At 45.5% G+C, this 15,281-nt stretch carries 14 protein-coding genes; 3 read left to right on the forward strand and 11 right to left on the reverse strand.

Annotated elements, in window-relative coordinates; translation table 11 throughout:
* Positions 1-66: 66 nt before the first annotated feature.
* The 5 genes from QMA41_RS00770 to QMA41_RS00790 all read right to left on the reverse strand — a co-directional run bounded on the left by QMA41_RS00770 (position 67) and on the right by QMA41_RS00790 (position 6,737).
* Positions 67-2,427, reverse strand: a complete 2,361-nt coding sequence (locus QMA41_RS00770; protein ID WP_281628568.1) for a DNRLRE domain-containing protein — start codon at positions 2,425-2,427, stop codon at positions 67-69.
* Between the two features lie 56 nt (positions 2,428-2,483).
* Entirely contained in the window at positions 2,484-3,101 is a 618-nt protein-coding gene (locus QMA41_RS00775) for a DUF1566 domain-containing protein (RefSeq protein WP_281628569.1), read from the reverse strand.
* Positions 3,098-4,657: an ethylbenzene dehydrogenase-related protein gene (locus tag QMA41_RS00780; protein ID WP_281628570.1), complete on the reverse strand. Its 1,560-nt coding sequence runs from the start codon at positions 4,655-4,657 to the stop codon at positions 3,098-3,100. Before QMA41_RS00780 ends, QMA41_RS00775 begins: the two co-directional genes overlap by 4 nt.
* Before the next feature lie 313 nt (positions 4,658-4,970).
* Positions 4,971-5,837, reverse strand: coding sequence for an SDR family oxidoreductase (locus QMA41_RS00785; RefSeq protein WP_281628571.1), 867 nt, complete (start codon positions 5,835-5,837; stop codon positions 4,971-4,973).
* 54 nt (positions 5,838-5,891) lie between these two features.
* Positions 5,892-6,737, reverse strand: coding sequence for a type 1 glutamine amidotransferase domain-containing protein (locus QMA41_RS00790; RefSeq protein WP_281628572.1), 846 nt, complete (start codon positions 6,735-6,737; stop codon positions 5,892-5,894).
* A gap of 114 nt (positions 6,738-6,851) precedes the next feature.
* Here QMA41_RS00790 and QMA41_RS00795 point away from each other — a divergent pair, with 114 nt between their 5' ends.
* Positions 6,852-7,763, forward strand: coding sequence for a LysR family transcriptional regulator (locus tag QMA41_RS00795; protein WP_281628573.1), 912 nt, complete (start codon positions 6,852-6,854; stop codon positions 7,761-7,763).
* 117 nt (positions 7,764-7,880) lie between these two features.
* Here the strand turns inward: QMA41_RS00795 and QMA41_RS00800 are convergent, their stop codons facing one another.
* Complete coding sequence (locus tag QMA41_RS00800) at positions 7,881-8,057, reverse strand: DUF1289 domain-containing protein (protein ID WP_006962545.1); 177 nt, start codon at positions 8,055-8,057, stop codon at positions 7,881-7,883.
* A 30-nt stretch (positions 8,058-8,087) separates the two neighbouring features.
* Positions 8,088-8,525: a hypothetical protein gene (locus QMA41_RS00805; protein ID WP_021456815.1), complete on the reverse strand. Its 438-nt coding sequence runs from the start codon at positions 8,523-8,525 to the stop codon at positions 8,088-8,090.
* A 181-nt stretch (positions 8,526-8,706) separates the two neighbouring features.
* Between QMA41_RS00805 and rcnR the strand changes: the two genes are divergently transcribed.
* Positions 8,707-8,979 (forward strand): Ni(II)/Co(II)-binding transcriptional repressor RcnR, encoded by a 273-nt coding sequence (gene rcnR, locus QMA41_RS00810; RefSeq protein WP_171347743.1) that lies wholly within the window; start codon positions 8,707-8,709, stop codon positions 8,977-8,979.
* A 57-nt stretch (positions 8,980-9,036) separates the two neighbouring features.
* On the opposite strand, the gene QMA41_RS00815 is transcribed toward rcnR, so the two are convergent.
* Positions 9,037-10,368, reverse strand: a complete 1,332-nt coding sequence (locus tag QMA41_RS00815; protein ID WP_281628574.1) for an MFS transporter — start codon at positions 10,366-10,368, stop codon at positions 9,037-9,039.
* A gap of 171 nt (positions 10,369-10,539) precedes the next feature.
* Positions 10,540-11,406 carry an acetyl-CoA carboxylase, carboxyltransferase subunit beta gene (accD, locus tag QMA41_RS00820; protein WP_281628575.1) on the reverse strand — a complete coding sequence of 289 codons (867 nt, stop codon included), beginning with the start codon at positions 11,404-11,406 and terminating at the stop codon, positions 10,540-10,542.
* A 107-nt stretch (positions 11,407-11,513) separates the two neighbouring features.
* Between accD and QMA41_RS00825 the strand changes: the two genes are divergently transcribed.
* Positions 11,514-12,413, forward strand: a complete 900-nt coding sequence (locus QMA41_RS00825) for a LysR family transcriptional regulator (protein WP_281628576.1) — start codon at positions 11,514-11,516, stop codon at positions 12,411-12,413.
* A 202-nt stretch (positions 12,414-12,615) separates the two neighbouring features.
* Here QMA41_RS00825 and QMA41_RS00830 read toward each other — a convergent pair whose 3' ends face one another.
* Positions 12,616-13,734, reverse strand: coding sequence for a carbohydrate porin (locus QMA41_RS00830; RefSeq protein WP_281628577.1), 1,119 nt, complete (start codon positions 13,732-13,734; stop codon positions 12,616-12,618).
* A 78-nt stretch (positions 13,735-13,812) separates the two neighbouring features.
* A complete protein-coding gene (locus QMA41_RS00835) occupies positions 13,813-15,249 on the reverse strand; it encodes a sucrose-6-phosphate hydrolase (RefSeq protein ID WP_281628578.1) in 1,437 nt (478 codons plus the stop codon).
* Positions 15,250-15,281: the final 32 nt, after the last annotated feature.

Here is a 15,281-nt window from a genome sequence, read left to right on the forward strand (position 1 = left end):
CTGTGAAAGCGTTCAATCTGGGCGTTGAAACTTTCGCCCAGATTGAAGCCGAGCTATTCGTAGTCGCTAATGATAAGTGACTGTTAACACGGGGCCCATTCCCAGTTCGCGGGAGCTGATATCAAGACCATTGAGGCTCTTGGGTACAATGATAAGCCCAGTGTTTTCTCCGTTAAGCCAAGATTGAAGTAAGTCCGAGTTGGTCAAATCGATACGGTAAACACCAGTCTCTTTTGGTGAGAAGGTGGTTAGGTAGTCGCCAGAACCGCCATTATCGTAAATCGATTGCCAGGTCGCCGTCTGCTCATTCCAATTTTGATTGACGCGATACAATTCAAAATTGCCAGTCGAAGCATTGGTCACGTGTAATGCCAATATCACTGAATCGATTTCAAGGCCTTCAGGTAATGCAGAGACATCAAACTTCATCAACGCATTGGTTTTTCCGTATTTGGTATCAAGCAAGTCAGCAAGTAAGCCGTCTGCATGATTGTTGAAGTTGTCTGAAGCTTTGTTGGAGGCGATAAAGGTATCGTCGCTGGTTGGTAACGATAATGAGTTAACAGGTGTCTCACAGTCTTTGCGTTCGTTGTAGCTCACGACTAGTGCTGGTGGTGTACCTGTTTCGCTTGAATCAAAGTCAAGGCCATCTGTCGTACCGGCTGACGCGATGACTAGGCCAAAATTGCCATCATGCTTCCATAAGTCGAGTAGGTGGCTGTCGGTTAGATCAACATCGACCGTTCCCGTTGATGATGGTATGAATTGAGTCAGTGTTCTTCCGGCGATTTGTTCACCATCCACTGAATTCCAGGTCGCCGATGAGTCTTTCCACTCCTCTGCAGTGACATGAACTCCATACTCTCCATAAGATTTGTTGGTGACTTGCAATTCAAGCTTAACACCGGCTATATCGACACAAGTTGGAATGGATGAAACGTCAAAGGCCATTAGGCTCATAGTTCGGCCGTAGGTAGAATCAGATGCATCGGCGAGCAAGCCATCTTCGTGTCCATCAAAGTTAGTGTCTGGCTGTGATTGTGCGACAAAAACATCTTGTGTGGCGGATAAGCGAATGAACGAAGGAGATGTATCAGGATCTTGATTTTTAAGTATCGAGAGACGATCCGCGGATTGAACCAATTCCATCGTTTCTCCGACTTCGTTGAGTGACCACCAATTCACGTTCTCTGGTAAACGGAGGCTATCCGCTTCTCTCTCCTCTCTTGTCAGCGTTGAAGCTGAAGTATCAAACTGCGCAGTTCGGACGGTCATGGAGTCTTTCAATACTTGAATGACTTTTACTTGCTGAATACTTGCTGCGTCTAGAGTCCAGCTTTTAGGGTCATTAGCAGAGCGGGCTGCTGCCCCCCAACTGCCTTCACCGATGTATACTGTTCCTCCGGTTGGCGAACTAACAAAGTTGTTACCGTCCGGTTTTAGTTCTCGGGTCGCTTTGGTTAAGTGACTATCTGATTCGACAACGAGATTCATACTGTGCTGGTAAAACAACTCTGCCCACCAGCTAAACAGATCGGGGCTATCAGACTTGGATGAAACGTGAGGAAACATTGGTCTGTGGTATTGTGCCACGCGCCAGATGTTCTCTTCGCCATGAGTGGCCAAATCTTGTTCTAGCCATTCGTTCATTTGGGAGGCATAGCTTGACCAGCCACTTTTGCGAAATTGGCTGTTCAGCGTGTAGACGCGAAGTAATGGCGAAATGTTAACAACATTGTAGGTATCAAAAGGATTACACTCGCCATTACCGTCAGCATCGACTCCGAACACTTTACACAGCGTTGAGTAATCGTAATCTTCGTGGTTGCCGTGGGTTGGAATGAATGGGTAGGTACGTTTGTACGCTTTGCCATCTATCTGGTCACTGGAAAAGGTCAATGCCCAATCTTCTAAGTACTGAGCCATTTGCGACGCGCTGTTTTGGCTGGTGTAATCGCCGCCGTGAAGAATGAATAAGGGGCGAACCTTCGCTACTAGCTGATTCCCCATTCTTCGGTTGGTCCACCCTGTGCGAGTATCGCCCCCAGCGATCATGACAAACTCACTATTGTCTATAGGAGCGGTGCGGAACCAAAAGCGCTCACCACAACCTTGTTGGTCACAGACACGATAGTAAACGGGGGAATCCGGCGTCAGGTTATCCAATCGGACAAAATAGCTGAGTAAGTCGCCAGCAAATACATGATCGTAGCTAGGTTGTTTGCTTAGCCATGTGGCTTCATCGGTTGATGTTCCATATTGCACATAGGGTTGTTCACTCTCGCCGTTAGGAGAGAATCCAATGACCGCTTCTCGCGCAGGGTCACCGTCCCAGACTACTCGATGATATTGTGTCGCGGCTCCCGCATTCAGGCTGGTGAGCCCGGCTACGGCTAAAAGTGACAGTGTTGCAATCCTTCGAATCATAATTAAGTCCATAGTTTATGGGTTAGAGTCGGTCTAAAATGACCATGAAAATTCGACTATCGGGCTTGAGTGACCAAGATTAAAAAGGCGGCATTTCGATAGGGAAGGGTTTTCAGTTGCCCATCACGAAAGTCAACGGCGTTTGCCCCTTCACCCAGACGAGAGTAAAAGCCGCTTAAAGGAATCGAATGGTCTGCTGTCCAGTAATCACCTTTGCGCACCCTAGGAAAAAATCCGCCACTGATTTTGGACTGCCCATTTGGAACCGAGAGGTTAATCAGTGTGGAGAGCTCGTCCGTTGTGGGGACTCGCCAATCACTGCGTCCACACAAGGATTCGGCGTTGGTTCGAGTGACATGGTCGAAACTGTCGCAGCGACCATCGTCAAAGAAACAATCGCCGCGATCTGGGACACCTCGCGAGCCATCAAACCATGAGTACGACCAATACGAATCATGGATGTTTTGAGAGTCTGTTTTTACTTCCCAGAGTAATCCCGTTTTCTTATCCAATACGCAGCTCCAAGGCCCACTCCAGATATCGATGGGTTGACCTCCCATAGTTATCTTTTGCCATCGTGATGGTTGTGGTTCTTCTTGCTCAATAGGGTTGAAGTAAGCGATGACTACTAAGCTTGCAATCAAAGTAGCGAGTATCGACAGTCGTTTGATCATTGTGTTACCTCAAGTGCTAAACGTATGCCTTGAGCATGTCGCGTGTGTGCTATTTGGGAATGGTCAAAAGCGGCAACCCAAAGGCATACACCATCACGTATTGCAATGTCCTGAGCTGATCCTGTATCTAATTTTCGAGCGATTTCGAGTGACCATGCTCCGTTGTTCCACTGCCCAAATGCACGGACATCACCTCGGTCACCTTCAAACTGATTGGAGTTGTGTAATACCGAAGGAAGGGACGTCTTGAGGGGAGATTGGTCAATGTTATGTGAGTAAACCTTAGTGTCGTGCCAGCTCAGGTAAGGACCGTGATTCGTAGATTGGTTGATAGACGAAAAAGAGCCGGTTAGGTCTGTATTAGGTAGTCGTTTCGGGGTGACGCCATTAGGTGAATACCACTGCCAATTCATGACGTAAGCCCCAGACTCTTTGCCGTCAGTGATATAGCCTGCGGTATAGCGCCTCTTAGCTGGGTCAACTTGCTGAGGAATAGTGAACGAATTGTCATCCGCCTGATACATGCCATTGGTTCGTACAGCCTTCCAATGCCATAGATCACGAAGGTTGTTATCTGGCGAATAGTGATAACCTTTGCCGTGCCAATTGGCAGGTTTTCCCTCTAGTGGCTTAGGCCCAAGGTGAGCGGTTCCATCGGCGCCTAGGTTGCATGTATTGGAGATCATGATTGCAAGTTTGTCTTCATAGAATTGCTTTTCGTCGAAGTGATAAAAGCCGTTTTCTTGGACTTGCCAACCTTTGTCTGTTTTAACCAGAGGGAGGTGATCCAGACTTTCGGTTGGATCATCCCAAGTGATGTGGAAGAAAATATCCTGCTGGTTGTGGAGCGCTTTGATGCCGATGCGAGTATGACCATTTTCAAACCCTTCTCCACCATAGGTTTCTACATAGGTCGATGGTGTATTTTGCCAAATGGGCTCTTCGGCGATGCCATCAATGTTGATAACTTGCTCTGAAGGAAGGGGGGTGGCCGTCAGTACTAAAGAGGAAGTCAGAAAGATGCCCGCCCAAGGGAGAAGGGTAAGCGTTAATACTGCTAATATTTGCAATATTTCATGCTTGGTTATTCGAGTTGAAAAGATAGTGAGAAATGCCGCCACACCATATTGGAGAAAGTAACCGCCAGCGTGCAGAAATACGTAAAGTAGTGCCCCGTGTGCAAGATAAAAGTGAAGCTTGCTTGCTTCACCTGCGTAACCGCCAAGCAGCAGCCACCCTGTCAAGATTAATGCAGGGAAGAGGAGGTAGCTGACTTTAACGAAGCGTTGATTAAATGCGTTGATGCCTCGACGCTGGCTCGATTTAACACTCGGCTTGAGCCTCCAACGATAAATACAATATGAGAGCGCCAAAGCACTTAACGCAATACCGGAATAGATGTGGATGGAATGCAATTGCCCTTGAGGAAGCCACACCGAGAAGAAAAGCCATTGCGGATGGCTTACTGTTGCAATGCGAAAGCCTGTTAAAAGATTCATCAGAACACACAGCATGGCAAAGCCATGCAGCACGACCCAAAGTAGTGTCCGTTTCATTAACCAGATTGAGCAAGTTGATAAGGGTGAGCCAACTTTAAAGCAAATGATTCAAAAGGATAGGATATGAATCACATATGAATAATGTTTAATATGAATTTCTTGTCGTTGTAACAATTGGGCGATGGGGAACCAGTCAATGCTATCACTCAAATAGGCGGCCAACACCACGATTTCCATGCTTGGAATCTTTTAGCTCATTGCTTATCTAGTATCAATAACTTACTATGCGCTTGATGGGACAACCTATCAAAGGACGCCAGAACTTTCGTTCCGGCGCCTTCCATTTTAGGCAGTGAGATCAGCGGTTTGTTTATGGTTGGAGAAGGTTTTCCATACCATACGCGGTGTAGATCGTCTGCATGGCTTTTTCTGTTGAGGCGTTAATCTCGCCTATCACTGGGTTTAAACCTGTTCCGTCAACAACCGTTCTAAAAGTACGCTCTTCCGGTTTGGTTTCTATCAGTTTCAATATTGCATCAGCAACCATTTGAGGGTTTGGAGCGTCTTCTGCATCGTGGCTTTGCTCAGTCCCTGCCCACATCTGCTCTGGTGCATTGGCATGTTCGCCATAACTTTGTGAAACGGCTGTGTCACTCGACTTAAGCAAATTGGCGCCGAAGTCTGTGCCAAACCCGCCTGGTTGAACAATCAGCGATTGAATTCCAAACTGAGTGAGCTCGGCGCGGTAGTTTTCGACCAGACCTTCAACCGCATGCTTTGAAGCGTTATAAGAGCCCAGGAAAGGCAAAACGAACTTACCCAAAATGCTGGATACCTGAATAAGAGTGCCTTGCTGCTGTTTTTTCATATAAGGCAAAACAGCTCGCGTTAGTCTTTGAACACCAAAGACATTGATATCAAACACTTTCTTGAAGTCGTCGATGGTGAAGCTTTCCTGCCAACCCAGAGTTCCGACACCTGCATTGTTTATGAGGATGTCTATTGCTCCTGTTTTTTCTAGGGCATGCTGCACACCTCGAGTCACGCTTTCATCATCGGTAACATCAATGTCGACGATCATTACTCCTTTCGCTGCAAACTCGTTGGCGATGGAAGCATTGCGGCCTTGTGGGTCGCGCATTGTCCCAATAACGGTGTAGCCATTGTCACTAAGTGTATTTGCGGTCAGGTAACCGAAGCCTGAATTGACACCTGTAATAAGTACTGTCTGAGTCATAATATGGTTCCTAATATATAGATTGTGTAAGTTGTGGACTGAATAATGAACGACTTACTTGTCCAGTAGCTCTAACATGGCTAAAGCGACACCTGTCGATGATTTGTTGTTCTGACCTGTGACTAGCTCTCGGTCGACAACAATATGTGGCTGCCAGTCTTCTGCGCCACGAGAGTAGTTACCGCCTGCTTTTATTAACGCGTCCTGCGGCCAGTAGTACAACTCATCGCCTCCTAGGTAATACTGAGTAGCTACTGTTTCTTCAGAGTTGCTGAATGTGGTCATGTTGTAGTCGTCATAGATCCAACCTTTGGCTGGTTCTGCTTCAGAACCACTCTTCATTTGCGTTTCGAATTCTTTGCTGTTGTCTAGTGACGAAAGAAGAGCCACAGGGCCATGGCAAACCAGCCCAGTAGGTTTTGACTCAGCATTGAAGTAGCGTAAAAAATCACCTAACTGATCGTTGGCAACCAAATCGCCTAATGGTGCGTGACCACCAGGTACAAACACTGCGTCGTAGTTTTCAATCCCAATTTGTTCAACGCGTGAGAAGCTCAGTACTGGGCTTAGCTCGGAATTTGTTAGTTGGAGTTTGTTCAGTAATGCTTTGTGTGCTTCGTAGTTGGCCTTACTTTCATCTAAGAAGTGGCCAGGAGTATCCGAAACGGGATCAAGCGTTGGTGCTTGTCCTGTTGGTGATGCGAATGTCAGTGTGTGCCCTGCGTCCAAAAAGATTTTTACCGGTTCCATCAGCTCATTGAGATAGAAACCAGTCTGGTAGTCGTAGCCACCTTTTAACTTCATCTCAGATACGTCAGATAGAACGACTAAGATATTGTCAGCCATGCTTACAGGGCTTGCGATTAAGGCTGCTAGGGTAAGAAGCTTTGGTGTTTTCATGTTGTTCCCTCAATTAGATTACGTTGGATTCGAGATAAGAATATGTCTGTCCCATTCATTAATGAAATTAATTAAGGTAATCTAGTCATGAGTGTTTTTAATGGGGTGTTGTGAATGTCAAATATTTCGGATATTGAACTGAGCCAGCTTAGGCTTTTGCAAATTATCTTTGAAACCAAAAATCTTACCCAAGCAGGAGAGCGGGCAGGATTAACGCAATCGGCCGTGAGTCATACGCTTAAAAAGCTGCGTCACAGTTTTAATGACTCTCTAGTTATTCGCCAAGGTAATAAAATGGTGTTAACGCCTAGAGCGGAGTCACTGCAAACATCCTTAGGGCGTTGGCTGAACGACTTTGAGAGAAACATTCTTTTCCAAGAAGTATTTGAGCCCTTGACGTCTGATCGAACTTTTTACATCGCCACTAGTGATCTGGTTGAACATATCCTCGCCCCCCATTTAAGCCGTCATTTTGGGCGAATAGCACCGAATATCCGGATTGTTTTCAGGAAAATTGAAAAACGAGCATTGGCTAGTCAGATAGAGAGTGGGGAAGTGGATTTTGCGATTAGTGTTATAGACTCAACCCACCCTAACTTAATGGTGAGGACGCTTTATCGAGATGATTTCGTTTCGGTAGTGAGAGCAGGACACCCATTGTTAAATTCAAAGATAAAGGCTAAGGACTTTTGCCAGTACCCCCATGTTCTCGCTAGCACAGGCAATGATAATCGCGGCATGGTTGATGATGCACTTGAAGGTTTAGGGCTATCACGAGTGATGCAATACAAGGTCGCGAACTTCTCTAGCGCACCATACATTGTCGAATCAAGCGATGCGATCCTGACCGCGCCCAGAACGTTTGTCGATTTGATTGCAGGTAAGTTTAATGTGTCGTCTTTTACGCCCCCTGTTGAGCTTGAAAGCTACGCCATGAAAATGTACTGGCATATCAAAAATAAAGACGATCAGGCTAACCGATGGTTTAGAGAGCAAGTTGCGGAGATTACCGCAGCAGCAGAATGACTAATGAACGCGGCTGATCGTTAGTTTGCATGTCGTGACAGTAAAACTGGTACGCGATAGAGAGGTTTTATGATTCAGGTGGCCTCTCAATAGGAAGGCCATCTTAAATGGGGGGATTCACTGATTTATTTTGGTCATTCTCTTTTTCAATTCTCTTTGAAGAGTGTTGATGGCGTAAGGCTTCATTGTTTTCCAGTTTTGACACTCTTCACGTGTTCGAGCACACCCCAAACACCAACCTTTTGGACCTGAGAAGTCACACACATCAATACACGGGCTTTTTTGTTTCTTCATATCATCCCTTACTTAAATGTAGCGGTTCGGTCATAGCCTCTGTAGTACTTTCTCAATGCTGGCTTCCAGCATTCGAAGGCGATTGAACTCTTCAAAGAGCCTCTGTTCGAGGTTTTTAAAGTTCAGAGGCAGCGTACGCTGGCAAATACCATAGCTATTATCCAGAGCTTTATAACCTTTCCAGCCTTGGATTCGCTCACCTTCTAGCTCCTTTAACTGGCGAATAAATTCAGATTGAGATGGGCAATCTTCCTCAGCGTGAACGCATACCGGAAACTGTTTTTGCTTGATCTGCGGTGCTTCGATGAAGGTCTCAAAATGGACACCGCCTTGGTTGTGATTGAACCAATTTTCTTTGTAAAGCTGAAGGTAATTTCCGCGATTGTAAATTTCCCATCCGTCATCAAACCAGCTTGCTTGCTGGAGCATTTTCTCAAGGTTACGGAAGACACCTTTCACATCTTTCATCGGTTGATTCTCTTGTTTTACTTCGATAGCAGATACAAAGCTCAGTGCGTTATGGCGGAGAGCCTTTGTATCTGAAATAAACTATACTCCCCCATAGTATAAAAATACTACCCCCTAGTATAATGTGAGTGCTACATTATCAGGTAGAATCTCGCCACTGAATAAAGGGAGTGAGTAAGCCATGTCACACATAGCGAAAGATCAAAAGAAGCTCAAGGCACGGGTTAGCAAGATACAAGGTCAGGTAAACGGCTTAAAAAAAATGTTGGATGAAGAGAATGAGTGCCAGAATGTGCTCCAGCAAATAGCAGCGATTCGTGGGGCGGTGAATGGCCTGATGCGTGAAGTGATCAAAGGCCATCTACAGGAGCATGTTGTGCGTGAAGAAGATACTAAGCAGAGAGAAGAAGATATGGAGATCGTGTTGAAAGTTTTGGATTCCTACATCAAATAATCTTGCTCAAACGATCCCATTGAAGCTTTAAACCGAGGCTGCTCGTTACATTCCTCTTCAGAAAATCGCCTTCTTCCTATGTTTGACATAGAAAAAAGCGCTGATTGCGATGAACAGAAACGTAAAGTAATAGAAAAATGAAGAGAGTGACGCGATGAAGTCGATGTGCTGTTCTATCTCCTGCTCGGTATAGCTCTGAGACACCAGCTTATAGTAGTATGCATACAGAATGCCGATTGAGCTGTATCCTAGGTTGAACATTAAACCTTTAAAGCTCAACACCGTCGCTCTGTTGTGTGATTCCGTCTTTTTATTGAGGTGATAACTAATGAAGATGTTCATCGTCATGATAATAAAGATGAGTAACAGGGCAGGAATTACCCCATAGATTGACCACCCTAGGCTGATCCAATAGTACGTCGCCATGCTTGCTAAGCCCATGATCGCAATAAACCTTTTGGGGGCGATACGTTCTGCTAGTTTACGACTTTGCCCAGCCAGTAATATTTGCAAGACGCTTATCCCCGCGCCGATCAAACCGAAATAGATAATCGGAATATCTATTGCGCGATAGTATTGGCTGTTCATCGTTAAGAACATCCGCGATGTATGCTCAAACAAGCTGTAGTAGAGCAATATGAATAACACGTAAGGGGTGGAAAGTACCCACTTACCCGTATTTAGGGTTAATTTGAGGCTGGCGATTGTGGTGGCAAATTTACTGTCGTGCACAGGCAATGCACTGTTGTCTTCTTCCATATTTATTGCGGCATAAAAGGCGATAAGCGCAACGAACAGAGTGGCATAGACCGGAATACGCATGATGTCTTGCGTCTTTTCTGGAGTGTCGAGGCCAAGGAAGTTAAACACAGATGCCATAAAGTTCACGTCATACATGGCTGCGCCGATTAGGGTGACCAAAATCCCCACGCTGGAGGAAATACGCAGTTGGATCTGGAGCACTTGCGGCCAGACATCCTCTTTCCCTTGTTCTTTGAGTGTGTCGTAAGCCAAAGCCTCGTCGGCGCCACTCGCCAATGCCATCGCTAAGCCGCTCAACACTCGGTTAATCAAAAAGACAAAGAAGACAATAGTTGGGTTACCCGTTGGCACGAAAGCGATCATGGCGATCTCTATAAACATGACCACCGAAGATAGCACCACCAGCTTTTTTCGCCCCAAGGTATCAGCAAAAGCGCCAGATGGGACTTCTGCAAGAACAATGGTCGCCGCCCAAACGACGTTAAGCATCGCGAACTGAGATAGGGTTAAGCCATAATCGAGATAGAGTAGGGTGAATACAGGGTAGTAAAAACGCGCAAAGTAACTGCTCCGAAAGATTAAGAAGCTGCGGACATTACGGATTTGAAGAATTTCTCGGAGCGTCATGAAGTATTCAACATTTTGATGATCTTAAGATTATGTATATACCTTTTGAGGCTCAATGGTAAAGGTTTTGTGCTTGATTTAATTAGATTATTGCCACGTTTAACCCGTAAGTGAAGGAAAGCGCGTTCAGAACTTGTCTTGCGATGAAACCGCTTTCCAGTTGAGTGGCCGTTATTCATCCATAGTAAATGGTGTATTTGTCAGCATAGATAGTAGTCTTGCTACTCGTTTTCTCATATCACGTCTATCGATAATCATATCGATTGCTCCATGATCCAAAAGAAACTCACTTTGCTGGAAATCTTCGGGCAATGTCTCACGTACGGTTTGTTCAATTACGCGACGCCCAGCAAAGCCGACTCTTGCCTTTGGTTCGCCAATATTAATGTCTCCAAGCATCGCTAAGCTTGCGGAGACACCACCGTAAGTTTGGTCAGTGAGTATTGAAATGTAGGGTAATTTAGCATTTGAGAGTTGTTTCAATGCTGCACTGGTTTTAGCCATTTGCATTAACGCCATCAAGGACTCTTGCATCCGAGCGCCGCCACAAGCCGAAAAGCAAACCAAACCGCAGTTGTTCTCTATCGCAGTGTTAACAGCTTGAACAAACCGCGCACCCACCACGGAACCCATCGAGCCGGCCATAAATGAAAACTCAAAGGCGCAGGCTACAACAGGTAGGCCCATAAGCTCACCTTTCATTGCGATTAACGCATCTCTTTCGCCTGACTCTTTTTGAGCCAAAGCAATACGGTCTTTGTACCGTTTTTGATCTTTAAAGCCCAGCGTATCTCTTGGTTCATGATGACTCGCAATTTCAACCTTTTCCCCTGCATCTAAGAAGCTATCAAGTCGGCAGCGTGCTTTCATTCTCATGTGGTGATTACAGTGAGGGCAGACGTCCAAGTGAATTTCCAGCGTTTTGTAGTAAAGAACTTGATTGCACTGAGGGCATGTTTTCCATAAGCCTTGCGGTATTTCTGATTTTCGGGCACGGATAATATTCTTTTTATGTATTAGCTGTTCAAGCCAACTCATGAGTCACCTTTAGTTGTTTAATCCAGTTCATGCATTGTATAAACCCAAATTAGGCAATAAAGTGTGATTAATGAGTTAGTAAATCCAACATAATGGGATAATCGATCGTGCTTGAGAAAATTGAACAGCAATGGCTGACAAGTTTTCACTCTGTATATGAAAACATGAGCTTTAAACGTGCATCCGAGTTTCTCCAGTTGCCAACTTCCAACGTCAGTCGCCACATCAGTATGCTCGAAGAGCGACTTGATACACGACTATTTGACAGGACGACTCGAAAAATAGCTCCGACAAACGCGGGAGAACACCTATATTTACTGACGCAGCCGTTAATGAGCAAATTGAACGATGCACTTGAAGAGGTCACTCGCCACTCTCAAGAAGCTGTTGGGCAGCTTAGGGTATTGATGCCAGACTCACCGCCATTAGCGAATGCAGTGGTCAGCTTTTGCGAGCAGTACCCATCCATCTCATTGTGTTGTGATACGAGCATCAGCCCTAAAGAAGATTTGTTCGATGGGTTTGATATTATCTTGAAATTCCATCGCGGACGTCTTGAAGATTCAAATCTGGTTGCGAGAGAGATTAAGCGCTGGCCGAGTGTTGTTGTCGGTTCTCCTAAACTGCTAGAGCGGTACCCGACACCTTTTCAGACGACTGATTTACAACACATTCCATGCATCAGCAGCCTGACCGCAATAAACGGAACTCCGTGGGTTTTCAAAAAAGATAGCGGCGAACTTAGTACTCAGAAAGTACGATCTTCGTTTAAGGTCAACAGTGGTCATATGGCGAAAACGGGCGCGATATCTGGGTTAGGGCTTGCGATACTGCCAGTTGAAACGTGCCAAGCTGAAATCAACTCAGGTGCTTTAAAGATCATAGAAATGGAGTACCAACCCGATGACTTGGTTCTATATGCCTTTTACGCATCAAGAAAACACGTAGCCAATAAGATTCCTATGTTTATTGAGCATATTAAGCAGCATGCGAATTTTGGTAGCTGAACGGCGTTCTAATTCGCATGATGTATTCGATTTTGGCTGGCTGAAAATAATCTGGTCATGAGTGCAAGCAAGGGAACCCCGCAAATCATAGGTTATCCAAACATTGGCGTTCCCAAGCTGAGAGACTATGAAGGGCAGGGGGACACACCTTCAGTCCGCCAAACCTTGTTCATATGATTTTGCCTCTCGTAACGACGTTAAATTAGAATTCGTAGAACAGACGTACACGAGCACCGAAATCATCTTCTTCAGCAAACGCAGATGCGTCCGACTGCTGATCCAACTTGTTGTCGACGGTTGTGTAGTATGTACCTAGAAGAATCGAAAAATCTTGTACCTCCAGTACATCACGGAAAGCGTATGATGCATACCATGTTGATACATTTACGTCGCCTTCAGCCCACGAAGAAAACTCTTTATCTTCATACTTATTTATCGAGTGAATGTAACCCAATCCAAAGTTATTCCACAGTGCATTAACGCCTGCTGATAAATTGTTTTCGTCAACGGCATCCAAATACGCAACGTTGGCATTTACAGTCCAATCACCGCTCGTCCAGTTACCTGTTAAGCCATAACCGGTACGATCTGAGATATCCACGCCATCAGCGACAATTGCGTTAGAAACGAGGTTAGTTTCAACCGAAGCAGCTACCTTGAAATCACCCATTTGGTAAGCCACAACTGGGCGAACTAGAAAGGAATCTTTGCTCGATTCGATCTCTTTACCGTGGTACTTGCCGTCAAGGCCGTCATCGAACAAATTAGAACGATCTCCAAGCATAGCGCCAACTTCAATGTAGAGATCACCAAATGTTTGGCTATACATGATTTGTCCGTCAGCGCCACGGCCACGGGCTTCTTTTGCTTGGTATGAATATGCAGCTCCATCTGAATACAGGTCATTCGCTGTATCACCTGAGTATTCTAGGAATACATCAAGGCCAACAGGGAACATGTCGTAAGCTTCAAATCGCCCCGCCTTAATTGCCCAGCCATCTTTTTTACCAAACTCAAAGTATGCATCATCCAATGCAATATTGCCTGTGCTCTCAAACAGCGGTTGCGCTTTCACACCCACAAAGTGACCTTTGCTCGTATACTTTTCGCCAGCAAATTCGATTAGAACGCGGCCGTCTTGGTTAAACTCACTGTCGTCACTAATGTGTGATTCACGATCTTGGTAGTTGAAGTTCAACTCCACATTACCACCAACCGAGAAGTTGCCTTCTTCAGTATCAACAATGCTGATTCCAGCGTTCGCTGTCGTTGCGGCCATTACTGCAGCCGCAGCAAGCGACATTTTCAATGTATTTTTCATGTTAAACCCTATATTTTGGCAATAAGAGGCCCTCCCCGATGAGGGCCTTTTTTTTGTTTTGGAATAATTTATTAGTGGCTAGCGAGTAGCCTGTATCGCAGACATGTAATGCAGTGTGCCACTTGCATTATTGAGAGTGACTAGAGACAACTCATCAATGAAGATTCGAGAGGTGAACACTGTCTTGCCGTTGTCAGCAAAAATTTCAATCGCTGAGTTATCGACAAAGACGCGGATGGTTTGCGCTTGCTCTAGACGATGAGCATAGCGAACCGTGCCGTATGCTTCTGCATGTAGGTGAGAGACTTGAGTACGGTCTAGAATTAACTCATCTTGATCGCCTCGGAACACCATCTGCTCACCTTTCTGGTTAGCCAGAGTCAAAGTGAAAGACTCATTTACATTCAACTCCAACTCGAATGCTCGTGACGTTAGCTCTAGAGCTTCAGAGTCCTCGACATCAATCGAACTTTGGCGCAGTGCTTCAAGCTCTTTCAATGGTTTTTGAATTAGGTAGTCGCCATCGATGATCAACTCACGTGGTAGCGTGAGCATATGCGCCCAGCCGTTTTTATCCGTCGGATAGTCGCTCTTTGAGTTACCTAACCAACCAATAAGAATGCGACGTTGTTGGTTATCGAGATACGTTTGTGGTGCATAGAAATCAAAGCCTTTGTCTAGCTCTCGATAGCCTTGGTTTTTAAATACTTTCGATTCAAAATCAATAGGCTCACCCACCATATAAACCACAGAAAAGACGTTTTTAAGGTCATATTTATTGTCTGAGCTCACGCCCTGTGGCGAGAAGATATAAACCCCATTTTCATCCGTCTCATAGTAGTTCGGACACTCCCACATGTAGCCAAAATCTTCTAGCCCCACATCGATATCACCTTGGTGATGGTAGTCATCAATATCGCTACCGCGGTAGTAAGCGAGAGTACCCTTTTCGTTATGACCTTGAGCGCCAATAAGCATGTGATACTCGTTGTCACGACACACCAACACTGGGTCACGAATCTCTGCGGTATACGCACTCGGATCGAAGTCAACTACGATACCTTTCTTTTCCACGTTACCTTGCTTGTCCATAATCGCGAGAACTTGGGTCGGATGACGTTGGTCATTCTTTTTTTTCAAGTTCGCTGTGTAGAAAAGGTATAGCTGATCGTCGTGTGGTACACCGACACCGGTATAACAACCATGATGGTCGTAATCTTGGTCTGGGTACATCGCGATACCGCGGTCAGTAAAGTTCACGAAATCTTTGGTCGATACGTGGTACCAGTGCTTCAAACCATGTACTGGGCCAAGCGGGAACCACTGATAGAAAATGTGGTGCTCGCCATTGAAGTAACTCAAACCATTCGGGTCATTCAACAAGCCGTGCTTTGGTGCAATGTGGTAGCTCGGATAAAACGGGTCAGTTTGTGTTTTGTGCTCAATATCCGCCAAATACTCCTCGCTCACCTCGTGAATTCGGACAAAGCGGTTTTGACGATTAGAAAAATCCATAACAACTCCAAGAAAAAGATCTTCACTCAAAT

The organism is Vibrio sp. St2 (genome assembly GCF_947311885.1).
GTDB classification, from domain to species: Bacteria; Pseudomonadota; Gammaproteobacteria; order Enterobacterales; family Vibrionaceae; genus Vibrio; species Vibrio coralliilyticus.